General features: G+C 40.3%; 11 protein-coding genes. 9 read left to right on the forward strand and 2 right to left on the reverse strand.

What is annotated here, in order from left to right; genetic code table 11:
• Positions 1-74: 74 nt before the first annotated feature.
• The 3 genes from NDN11_RS07905 (at position 75) to fba (ending at position 2799) form a co-directional block, all read left to right on the forward strand.
• Positions 75-287 (forward strand): cold-shock protein, encoded by a 213-nt coding sequence (locus NDN11_RS07905; RefSeq protein ID WP_004653893.1) that lies wholly within the window; start codon positions 75-77, stop codon positions 285-287.
• A 110-nt stretch (positions 288-397) separates the two neighbouring features.
• Entirely contained in the window at positions 398-1549 is a 1152-nt protein-coding gene (gene rhlB, locus NDN11_RS07910; RefSeq protein WP_251111515.1) for an ATP-dependent RNA helicase RhlB, read from the forward strand.
• Positions 1550-1761: 212 nt separating this feature from the next.
• Complete coding sequence (gene fba, locus NDN11_RS07915) at positions 1762-2799, forward strand: class II fructose-bisphosphate aldolase (protein ID WP_167246722.1); 1038 nt, start codon at positions 1762-1764, stop codon at positions 2797-2799.
• A gap of 107 nt (positions 2800-2906) precedes the next feature.
• On the opposite strand, the gene NDN11_RS07920 is transcribed toward fba, so the two are convergent.
• On the reverse strand, positions 2907-4220 hold the full coding sequence (locus tag NDN11_RS07920) for a peptidylprolyl isomerase (RefSeq protein ID WP_251111322.1): 1314 nt from the start codon (positions 4218-4220) through the stop codon (positions 2907-2909).
• Positions 4220-6685, reverse strand: coding sequence for an LPS-assembly protein LptD (locus NDN11_RS07925; RefSeq protein WP_167246726.1), 2466 nt, complete (start codon positions 6683-6685; stop codon positions 4220-4222). Before NDN11_RS07925 ends, NDN11_RS07920 begins: the two co-directional genes overlap by 1 nt.
• 118 nt (positions 6686-6803) lie before the next feature.
• On the opposite strand from NDN11_RS07925, the gene NDN11_RS07930 reads away from it, so the two are divergent.
• From NDN11_RS07930 to NDN11_RS07955, 6 genes are all read left to right on the forward strand, one after another.
• The gene (locus tag NDN11_RS07930; protein ID WP_167246727.1) at positions 6804-7817 is read left to right on the forward strand and encodes an aminoglycoside phosphotransferase family protein; all 1014 of its coding nucleotides are present in this window, start codon (positions 6804-6806) and stop codon (positions 7815-7817) included.
• A complete protein-coding gene (gene murU, locus NDN11_RS07935) occupies positions 7817-8506 on the forward strand; it encodes an N-acetylmuramate alpha-1-phosphate uridylyltransferase MurU (protein WP_251111323.1) in 690 nt (229 codons plus the stop codon). Before NDN11_RS07930 ends, murU begins: the two co-directional genes overlap by 1 nt.
• Positions 8507-8680: 174 nt before the next feature.
• The gene (rsmG, locus tag NDN11_RS07940) at positions 8681-9316 is read left to right on the forward strand and encodes a 16S rRNA (guanine(527)-N(7))-methyltransferase RsmG (RefSeq protein ID WP_004806608.1); all 636 of its coding nucleotides are present in this window, start codon (positions 8681-8683) and stop codon (positions 9314-9316) included.
• Positions 9317-9334: 18 nt separating this feature from the next.
• A complete protein-coding gene (locus tag NDN11_RS07945) occupies positions 9335-10117 on the forward strand; it encodes a ParA family protein (protein ID WP_005294681.1) in 783 nt (260 codons plus the stop codon).
• Positions 10114-11001, forward strand: a complete 888-nt coding sequence (locus NDN11_RS07950; RefSeq protein WP_167246733.1) for a ParB/RepB/Spo0J family partition protein — start codon at positions 10114-10116, stop codon at positions 10999-11001. Before NDN11_RS07945 ends, NDN11_RS07950 begins: the two co-directional genes overlap by 4 nt.
• 98 nt (positions 11002-11099) lie before the next feature.
• The gene (locus NDN11_RS07955; protein ID WP_167246735.1) at positions 11100-11729 is read left to right on the forward strand and encodes a MotA/TolQ/ExbB proton channel family protein; all 630 of its coding nucleotides are present in this window, start codon (positions 11100-11102) and stop codon (positions 11727-11729) included.
• Positions 11730-11742: the final 13 nt, after the last annotated feature.

Raw genomic sequence — 11742 nt, forward strand, 5'->3', positions numbered from 1 at the left:
ATTTTAAAACCTTGTTGGCTCTGCTGTTTGCAACACCGGAAGGTCCTTATCTTTCAATATCTGAGGATTGACTTATGACAGCTCGTGAACAAGGCGTAGTAAAGTGGTTTAACGACACTAAAGGCTTTGGTTTTATTCAGCGTAATGGTGGTGATGACGTATTTGTTCATTTCCGCGCAATTATGGGTGATGGCCACCGTTCTTTACGTGACGGCCAACGCGTAGAATTCAGTGTTGTTCAAGGACAAAAAGGTTTCCAAGCTGAAAACGTTCAGCCTTTAGACTAATTTGTTGCCTTAATGCAATAAAAAAACGCCCCAATGTTATTGGGGCGTTTTTGTTTTTTATGGTTTATAATAACGACTTTATTTTGGTCGTTGATGGTTCGAGAGCATATATGACATCTGGTTTTGAAACCTTAAATTTACATCCGCAGTTGAAGAAAGCGATTGATGCTTTGGGTTTTTCACAAATGACCCCGATTCAGCAAAAGGTTTTAAAATATACATTAGCAGGGCATGATGCTATTGGTCGAGCACAAACAGGCACAGGAAAGACAGCTGCCTTTTTGGTTAGTGTGATCAATGATCTACTTAATAATCCAGTTCAGGAGCAACGCTTTCGTGGTGAGCCACGTGCGTTAATTTTGGCACCGACACGCGAGTTGGCATTACAGATTGAAAGTGATGCACAAGCATTAACCAAGTTTTCAAACCTTCACTTAGTAACCTTATTGGGTGGTGTAGATTTTGACAAGCAGAAGAAAATGTTGGATCGCAACTTCGTTGATATCATTGTTGCAACACCAGGTCGTTTGATCGATTTTGTGGAGCAAAAAGAAGTTTGGTTGGATAAAATCGAATTTTTGGTGATTGATGAAGCAGATCGATTGTTAGATATGGGCTTTATTCCATCGGTCAAAAGAATTGTTCGCTTTTCACCATTTAAAGAACAGCGCCAAACTTTAATGTTCTCTGCAACATTTAGCTATGATGTTTTAAATCTTGCACGTCAGTGGCTATTTGAGCCTGTAACGGTAGAGATTGAGCCTGAGCAAAAAACCAATAATGACGTTGAGCAACGTGTTTATGTGGTTGCTAAACAAGACAAATATAAGTTATTGCAAGATATTTTGCGTGAAGAGCCAATTGATAAAGTAATGATCTTTGCAAATCGTCGAGATCAGGTGCGTCGTTTGTATGATCACTTAAAGCGTGATGGCTATAAGGTTGGGATGCTATCGGGGGAAATTGCTCAAGACAAGCGTTTGAAAATGCTTGAGCAGTTTAAGCAAGGCAAGAATAATATAATGATCGCAACCGATGTGGCAGGGCGCGGTATTCATGTGGATGGTGTTTCACATGTGATTAACTTTACCTTGCCTGAACAGTCTGATGATTATGTGCATCGTATTGGTCGTACTGGGCGTGCTGGTGCGCAAGGTGTGAGTATCAGTTTCTTGTCGGAAGATGATGCATTCTATTTACCTGAAATTGAAAAAGCGATTGGTAAAAAATTACCATTAACGCGTTTAGAGGGTTACTGTTAAGCCCTAATTCGTTTTATTTAGTTCATTTGCGATCTAGATATGTGTTTTGGAAAAGGTCAAATTACTTTGTGATTTGGCCTTTTTGATTATTTAATAAGAATTACAACTCAAATTGCACAAAAGATTAAAGATTTTTTTATAATTACTGTGATTAGTTGCTGAATTGAAATAGATCAGCATGTAGAATATGCCGCATTACCTGGGAGGATATTATGGCTCTAATTTCAATGCGCCAGCTCTTGGATCACGCTGCAGAACATAACTACGGCGTACCAGCGTTTAACGTAAACAACTTAGAACAAATGCGCGCAATCATGCTCGCTGCGGATGCAACGAATTCACCTGTTATCGTGCAAGCTTCGGCTGGTGCGCGTAAATATGCGGGTGCACCATTCTTACGTCATCTTATTTTAGCTGCGATTGAAGAGTGGCCACATATTCCAGTGGTAATGCATCAAGATCATGGTACTAGCCCTGATGTTTGCCAACGTTCGATTCAGTTGGGCTTCAGCTCAGTGATGATGGATGGTTCGTTAGGTGCGGATGGTAAAACACCAACTTCATATGACTATAATGTTGACGTAACTCGTCGTGTTGTCGCTATGGCGCATGCATGTGGTGTTTCAGTTGAAGGTGAGATTGGTTGCTTAGGTAGCCTTGAAACTGGTATGGCTGGTGAAGAAGATGGTGTCGGTGCAGAAGGTGTACTTGACCACTCTCAACTCTTAACTTCTGTTGAAGAAGCGACTCAATTTGTTGCGGATACTAATGTTGATGCCCTAGCGATTGCTGTCGGTACCTCACACGGTGCATACAAGTTTACTCGTCCACCTACGGGCGACATCTTGGCAATTGACCGTATTAAAGAAATCCACGCTGCATTGCCAAACACACATCTTGTGATGCATGGCTCAAGCTCTGTTCCACAAGAGTGGTTAGCGATCATTAACCAATACGGTGGTGATATTAAAGAAACTTATGGCGTGCCTGTAGATCAGCTGGTAGAAGCGATCAAACATGGTGTGCGTAAGATCAATATTGATACCGATTTACGTTTGGCTTCGACGGGCGCAATGCGTCGTATGATGTCGGAGAAACCAAGTGAATTTGACCCGCGTAAATTCTTTGGTGAAACTGTTGAAGCAATGAAGCAAATCTGTGTAGATCGTTATAATTCTTTTGGTACATCAGGTAATGCAGATAAGATTCGTCCAATTTCTTTAGAGAAAATGGTTGATCGTTACAAATAATTAATTTGTAATATGAAAAAATAGTGGCAACTGCCACTATTTTTTTTTAATGATAAATTTTGAAAATAAAAATGCCAGCGGATTGCTGGCATTTTTATTAAGCTGGTTTATTTCTGTTGTGCTTTAGAATCTAAGTTGGCATCTTTGATTTCGACATAGGCATTCGCGCGAAGCTCACGCATCCAGCTATCAACTTCGGTATCAAACTGACGCTCACCTAAGATTTGGCGTGCCATACGTTCCTGAACTTCTTTGGTCATATCCTGCTCACGTGTATCCGTGACTTGTAAAATATGCCAACCGAATTGACTTTGGAATGGCTTACTGATTTGCCCAACAGGGGTTTCTTTCATGACCTTTTCAAATTCAGGTACCATTACGCCTGGGCTTACCCAACCTAAGCTACCGCCATCACGTGCAGAGCCTGTATCATTTGAATAGGTTGCTGCAAGGGTTGCGAAGTCATCACCAGCTTTAGCACGATTATAGAGACTATCAATCATTTGTTTGGCACGATCTAGGCTTACTACTTCTGAAGGTTGAATCAGAATATGGCGTGTCTTGTATTGAGGGACTAGTGCTTTTTGATCATTCTGTTTGCGTTCTAACAACTTTAATACGTGTATTCCGTCTCGTACATTGATCAGCTCAGTTGTTTGTCCAACTTGAAGTGGGGCAATACGTGCTGAAAGTTCTGTAGGAATCTCTGAGAGTGAGCGGAAACCCATGTCTGCACCGTCGACTTTCACTGAAGCTGTTGATAGCTTAGAGCTAATCGATTTTGTATCGTCACTTGTTGTGAGAGATTGTTTTACCTGCTGAGCGACTTGCTGTACTTCGTTGCTATTTTCACCTGAAATACGCATGTGAATGACATGAACTTGAGTGCCTAATGCAGCTTGACCTTCAGGGGAGTTTAAAAAGTTTTCAACATCATGGTCGCTGATTTTAATACGTGACATAACTTGTTGTTGACGCAAACGACCAATTGCTAAATCTTCTGCAACACGGTTACGCAAATTTTCATAAGTGCCTGGTGCAATTGCATCCAGTTTTTGTTGAAATGCCTCAAGTGTATTTGCACCTGATTGGTTTGCAACTTTTAATACAGCAGCATTTAAGCTCTTTTCATCAGGTTTAATGCCATAACGCTTTACTTGTTCTAATTGCGCTTGACGAATGATGAGTTGATCAAGTACTTGCATTTGTAAATACTGTTGAGGTGGAACAGTTTTATTTTGTGCTTTTAACTGGTGTTCTGTTTCAGCAATCCCTTGTTCTAAATCACTTTTAAGAATGACACTACTATCTACAATTGCAACAACCTCATCCGTAGGTTGTGCAAAGCTTTGCATTGATGAAGAAATTAGGGCAGCGAGAACAGTCGCTTTAAAGATATGTTGAAAAGGTTTTATCTTCATTAACGTTGTGTCCAAGATTGATTAATTTTGTTGAAACCTAAAACTCTGTTTTCTAGGAGAGAGGCAAGCTTGTTGTTTAAAGCACCAAGGCCTTTTAGGGTGAATTCAGCCATAACCGCATTCTTTTTGCGAACGTCTGGAGCGTTTGGATCATCCAGATCGTTATAGTAAGAGCGACCATATACCGAAACAGCCCAACAACAAGACTCATAATTTACACCAAGTAAATATTCACGCATCACGTTGTTGTCTATATCGTATTGAGCATGACCCATAATACGCCAATTGTCTTTTACAGGTTGTATAAAGGATGCAACAACTTGATCATAAGAGTCTTGACGGTCAGTAATTTTCTTTCTGTAAAAGTAACCTAGGTTATAAAGATTGCCTTTATCGCCTGTATAGTAGGCTTGGAAATCTCGTTGCGCATTGTCACCATCAGACATCCAAGCAGCATTCGAGGAAATGGTAAAGTTTTGATTCAGTTGGCTTGATAGGCTAACAATTGGACCTGTACGACGTTGCGTATCAAAGTCATCAAGCTTTCCAGTTAAACTTACTCGACGATCACTAAAATAGTAACTTTGTCCAACACTTGCTTTAATTCGTTCTAAACCTTCTGTATCAAGTAGGCTATAAGTGACGCCAAGTGATAAGAAATTGTTGTCATCTAAACGGTCATGTCCATAAAAACGATATGGGTTGAACAGTTGGTCATAGTTGACTGATGCTGTAGTCGAATCAAAGTTTGGATGATCATCTTGATTTCTGTATGGCGAGTATGCATAGAAAGCACGAGGGGAAATACTTTGTAAGTATTTGCCGTCTTTCTCGAAAGTTACACCAGTAGCAAGTGTGAACTGAGGGACAACGACGGATTTTTCTTGGTTGTCGGATCCAAGATTTGCTCTTGTATCTTGGTCGTAAAAAGTATTAATACTGCGAACGGAAACTTCTGGAATTGCGTAAAACCAAGAAGGCGTTAAGTAGTTATAGCGCACTGCAAATTGGTTATAGACACGTGTACCACTCGATTCGAGAGCAGATTGGTCGTTGATTGATTTTTTAAAATAAGCTGTATCATTATTAAACTCATATTGTAGACCTTGTGGGTCGCCAGTAACGTAGTTTAATAAAAACTGTGGAAGGCGTGCATATGGCTTATTAGCATCAGGAATGGTTTTGTCTAATGTTTGGAAGTCTTCAACTTTTAACTGGGCTCTTAGACCTGGAATTCCATTTTGATAGTTAAGTTCCCAAGCACGACGTAAATTTAAATCCGTTCTTGTGTTTGGATTGTTGTTAAAGTCTGCAAAGTAATCTTTATCAGAAGCGTAGTTATATTCTAAATTGGTTGACCATTGATTGTTGATTCGCCAATTGTGAATAAAATGAAGATCATCACGTGCTTCATCGCCATATTGATTGTCACTTGCTATATAGCCACCCCAGATACGACCTGCACCAAAGTTTTCAGTCATATAGCGAAAGTCTGCATCTAACTTTGGACCACGTTTACTCATATAGCTTGGTGTAAGTGTGAGGTCGTAATTGGGTGCAAGGTTGAGATAGATAGGGGTGACTAATTGCGCACCACCATCATTGCTATAACCAAAATTGGGACTGAGTAGACCTGTGGTACGTCGGTCATCAATCGGGAAATTGAAGTAAGGTACAGCCAGTACAGGCACATCTTTGATATAGAGTTTTGTGTTGCGAGTTACGCCACGACCTGTATCTTGGTTTAATTCAATTTCTTTGGCCTGAATTTTCCATGCTGGTTTTTGTTCAGGTGGGCAGGCCGTGTAGCTTGCATCTTTAAAAATAACTAAATTTTCATTTGCACGTTTAATCTGGTTGGCATGACCATGTGCATGCTGCTGTTCTGAGATATAGAAACTATTGTTTAAATCACCTGTTTGTGTCTTTAAGTTATAGTTAATTGCATCACTTTGAGAAAGCAGACCTGACTGTGCAAGTTGCACGCGACCTTCTGCATTGGCATAAGTTTGTGTAGAGTCGATTGTGACTTGGTCTGCACGGATAGTACGACCTTCTTGGTCAATCACAACATTGCCTTGCAGAACAGAATCACCTGTTGGGTTGTAATGCCCGTAATCTGCAGTGAGTACTGAAGTGGTTGTGCTTGCATCACCCGCTTTTGCTTCAGGATTAATCGGGGTGACCCAAGTTCCTTGGCAAAATGAAGAGCTAAAATAACGATTATCACGCAACTGAGCTTCAGGTGCAGATTTGTCTACATAATATTGCTGGAAGAAACTTTCCCCAGGATAACTTTCTTGATTTTGCTGTTCTTGATTCTGCCGAATCGCAGCTTTGAGCTGTTTGTTGTCAAGCGTAGAGACAGCATCAGCTGGTGCTGCGAAACCGGATTGGATCGAGCCGCCACACAAGAGTGTCAAAATAGCTGTTGCTAAAGGATTAAATTTAAACTGATGTTTCATTGTCTCATTAACCAATACGCTAATTCACAATTAATTATTGTCGCATCATAGAGAAAAAGTTGATAAGTGGCTACACTTAAGCTTTCAAAATCTCAGCTAGTTTTAGATTTTATTGCAAATGAATACACAACGTGAACAATTGATACAAACTTGGCTTCAAGCCACCCTCCAATCTGATCAATTTGAGATCAACTTTTTGGCAGGAGATGCAAGCTTTCGTCGCTACGCGCGAATTAAGTTACAAAACAAAACATATATGCTCATGGATGCACCCCCTGAAAAAGAAGATTGTATTCCATTTGTTAGCATCGATGAGTTTTTTGATAAACATGGTGTGCGCGTACCACATATCGTTGCTAAAGATTTAACTTTGGGATTACTGCTGTTAGAAGATTTTGGTGATGTTGTTTTGTCAACGTTACTTAATGATCAAACGGTTGATCAATATTATGCACAAAGTTTTAAGCAGTTGATTGAATTGCAGCAGATCAATGGTGATGCACAATTACCAGTGTATTCCTATGAGAAGTTGATGTCTGAAATGCGTCTATTGACAGAATGGATGTTGCCATCATTAAAGATTCAGCCGACAGAGCAGCAGTTGGAAACGATTGAGCAGGCATTTGATTTTCTTGCGATTGAGGCGACTAATCAACCGCAAGTGATTGTACATCGTGACTTCCATAGTCGTAATTTAATGAAAATCGAAGATGAACAAGAGCTTGGTGTAATTGACTTCCAAGATGCTGTGATCGGTGCTGATACTTACGATCTTATCTCGATTACGCGTGATGCCTATGTGCAGTGGAATGCTGAGCGCGTCTACGCATGGTTTGAAGTGTTCTATAACTTATTGCCAGCAGCAGCGAAACAAAACCGCAGTTTTGAGCAGTTCAAACGAGATGCAGATCTGATGGCGATCCAACGTCACCTGAAAATCTTGGGTATCTTTGTGCGCTTATTTGAACGTGATGGCAAATCAGGCTATTTAAAAGACTTACCGCGTGTGATGTGGTATTTACTTGAAGAAAGCCAAGCTTATGATGAGCTGAATGACTTTATGCAGTTCATTCGTGACATTGTGATGCCGAAGTTTATTGAAAAATATGGTGATTACGAGGTTGTAGCATAATGAAAGCAATGATCCTTGCTGCAGGTCTTGGTAATCGTATGCGACCGTTAACCTTACATACGCCAAAACCTTTATTGGAAGTTGGTAGTAAGCCACTGATTGTGTGGCATATTGAGAAGTTGCAAAAAATAGGCATTACCGAGATTGTGATTAATACTGCTTGGTTGGGTGAAAAACTTGCTGCTGCTTTAGGTGATGGCTCTCAATTTGGTGTAACTATTTTATGGTCACACGAAGGTGAAGGTTTGGAAACAGCAGGTGGTATTATTAATGCCTTGCCATTGTTGGGTGATGAGCCTTTTATCTTAGTTAATGGTGATGTCTGGACCACAATGGATTTTTCTTCGTTATTGAATGTTCAGTTGGAAGATAAGCAAGCTCATTTGGTACTGGTAGAGAATCCGCCTCAGCATTTGAAAGGTGATTTTATCTTGTCCAATGATTTGGCTTATACTTTTGAGCAAGATCAACTTGGCGAAGCATTAACTTATAGTGGTGTTGCAGTATTGGCACCACAGATGTTCGCTGGTTTGGAAAATGGCAAGCGACCTTTAGCGCCATTGTTGAAGCAAGCCATGCAGCAGCAGCAAGTTTCAGCTGAAAAGTTGCAAGGGATTTGGGTCGATGTGGGTACACCTGAGCGTTTGGAGCAGCTTGATCAACAAATCAAGCAGGGCGCATTTGCATAATAAAAAATGCTTTGTCTATCTGTGATTTGCATAAGAAAAGACAAAAACTTAAAGGATTGTGCAGTTTATCATGCTTGTAAATGTTTAACTGCATAATCGTTCAACAAGTCCTGCTGTGCCTTGTATCAGAAATCGGTATACTGCACAGCAAGTTTATCGAGATGTCGCACTGTTATGCATCCTTTTTTTCAAGAATTAAAGCAAGGTAGCCAAGCTTTAGGTCTTAACCTAAGTGAAGAAGCCCTAACACTCTTATTGAAATATCAAGATGCGCTAGTGCTATGGAATAAAGCATATAATTTAACGGCGATCCGCGAGCCGAAAGAAATGTTGGTTAAACATTTATTAGATAGTTTAAGTATCTTAAATGATTTGCCCCAAGGTCGTTTATTAGATGTGGGCACGGGCGGTGGTATGCCGGGCATGATCATTGCATTATGCCAACCAGAACGTTCTTGTGTACTATTAGATTCGAATGGGAAAAAGATTCGTTTCTTGAAGCAATTTATTGCTGACCTAAAGCTGAAGAATGTAATTGCAGTTCAAACACGTGTTGAAAATGAAGACAGCATTGGAGAACTTGGTCAGTTCGATGTCATTACAAGTCGAGCATTTGCTTCATTGACCGATTTTGTAGATGCAGCACAACCTTATATGCATGAACAGAGTATTATTGCTGCAATGAAAGGCTTAATCCCAGAGGATGAAGTTGAGCAGATGAAAGATCAGTATTCATGTAAGATTATTGAACTGCGTGTGCCAAGATTGGATGAACAGCGTCATTTACTTTTACTTCAACGTATTCAATAAAAAATATTAAGGGTAGTCATGGCTCAAATTATTGCGATTGCAAACCAAAAAGGTGGTGTGGGAAAAACCACGACAGCAGTCAATCTTGCTGCCTCTTTGGCGATCTTGAAAAAACGTGTCTTGTTGGTCGATATGGACTCGCAAGGGAATGCCACCATGGGGTCTGGTATTCAAAAGAACGATTTACTTTATTCAGTTACAGATGTGTTGTTGGGTGAAGTGCCAATTGAAACTGCGATTCAAAAAGCAGAAGTTGGTTATAAAGTTTTAGGTGCAAACCGAGAGCTTGCGGGTGTTGAGCTTGCGATTGCTGAGCAGGAAGGGCGTGAGTTCATTCTGAAGAATGCTTTACAAGAAGTAGATGCTGCATTTGATTATATTATTGTTGATTGTGCGCCAAGTTTAAGTCTAATCACTGTGAATGCTTTGGCTGCCGTGAATGGTGTGATTATTCCGATGCAATGTGAATACTATGCTTTGGAAGGGTTGGCTGATCTGACACAAACGATTGACCGTATACAAAAAGCCCTTAATCCAAACTTGGAAATCGTTGGGGTATTACGTACCATGTATGATGCTCGTAATGCGTTGACCCGTGATGTGTCTGCTGAGTTAGAGCAATATTTTGGTAAAAAGTTATATGAAACGGTGATTCCTCGAAATATTCGTTTGGCTGAAGCACCAGCTCATGGTTTGCCTGTAATCTATTTTGAAAAGAGTTCCAAAGGTGCGATTGCATATTTGAACTTAGCCGCAGAAATGTTGAAGAAAAGTAAAGTGAAAAAAGGAAGTGCTGTATGAGCATCAAAAAACGCGGATTGGCTAAAGGTCGTGGTTTAGATGCGCTATTGGGTTCAATTCAAAAAGAGAAATTGCAACTTGAAGCACAAGCCTTGGATCATGGCCAACTCAAGCAAATTGATGTCAACTTATTAAAACGTGGTGAATACCAGCCGCGTAGTTTTATCCAAGAGCAGGATTTACAAGAGCTTGCAGCATCAATTGAAAAACATGGTGTGATGCAGCCGATTGTGATCCGTCCTGTGGATGATGAGCAGCATCCTTACGAAATTATTGCAGGTGAGCGTCGTTGGCGTGCAGCTCAATTGGCAGGATTAACTGAAATTCCTGCCATTGTGCGTGATTTAAATGACCAAGTCGCAATTGCTTTGGCATTAATTGAAAATATTCAACGTCAAGATTTGAACCCGATTGATCAGGCTGTTGCATTGCAACGTTTCCATGATGAATTTGGTTTAAGTCATCAAGAAATTGCAGATACGGTAGGTAAGGCACGTACAACAGTGAGTAATTTGTTGCGATTGTTGAGCTTGGCTGATCCGATTAAAGACTTAATACAACAAGGTCAGATTGACATGGGACATGCCCGTGCGATTCTGACGCTCAAGGCAAAAGATCAAATTGCAGTTGCGCAAATCGTGATTGAAAAAGGTTTGTCTGTACGCCAAACTGAACAGTTAGTTCGTGAGTGGAGTGAACCAAAGCCTGAAAAGGAAAAGGCTCAGATTTCTCCAGATATTGAACAATTGACTCAGAAACTATCAGAACGTTTCGGAGCAAATGTGAAAATTGACCATAATCAAAAAGGTAAAGGGAAAATGGTCATTCATTACCACTCATTGGATGAGTTGGATGGAATCCTCAATATTTGTTTACCTAACTAATATTAAGGATGGATTTGTTAATTGCTTTTCAAATCTGTATGAGTGATCAATGAATCCTGATCCATCCTTTTATAGTTTAAATATTATTGGGGAATAATATGTGGGAACTTGTGAAAGCGGGTGGTTGGTTAATGCTGCCCCTAATTCTTTCATCAATTTTTACGGTTGCTATTACACTTGAACGATACATTCGTTTGAAACGGTCACAAGTTTTACCGCAAGCGCTACTGGTTAATGGTTCTGATGTTGAATCAGTGATTGCCCGTTTACAAAAAGATGATGCAGTAGAAAGTCCGCTTGGTCGTATTTTAAAAGCAGGTTTTGATCATCAAGACCAAGGTGAGCAGTTTGCTCGTGCGCAGATGGAAGCAACTGCGTCTCAAGAAATCAGCCATCTCGAAAAAAATATCAATTTCTTAGGCACTTTGAGTGCAATCGCTCCTTTACTGGGATTACTTGGTACTGTTCTTGGAATTATTGAGTCGTTTTTGGTGATAGATGTGGGTTCTGCTGGTAATGCCAGTATGATGATGCCTGGTATTTCCAAAGCTTTAATTACAACAGCTGTCGGTATGCTGATCGCCATCCCAGCAATGATTGCATACCGTTATTTCCAGCGTGTTGTACATGAATATATAGCTGAATTAGAGCAACAATCTACCTTGTTTCATGCTGCGCTTTTCTATAAAAAAGCAGCTCATGCACAAGAACACCGTCGCGCAAGTTAAGCAGAGGTGTAGA

Source organism: Acinetobacter sp. C26M, from assembly GCF_023702675.1.
GTDB lineage: Bacteria > Pseudomonadota > Gammaproteobacteria > Pseudomonadales > Moraxellaceae > Acinetobacter.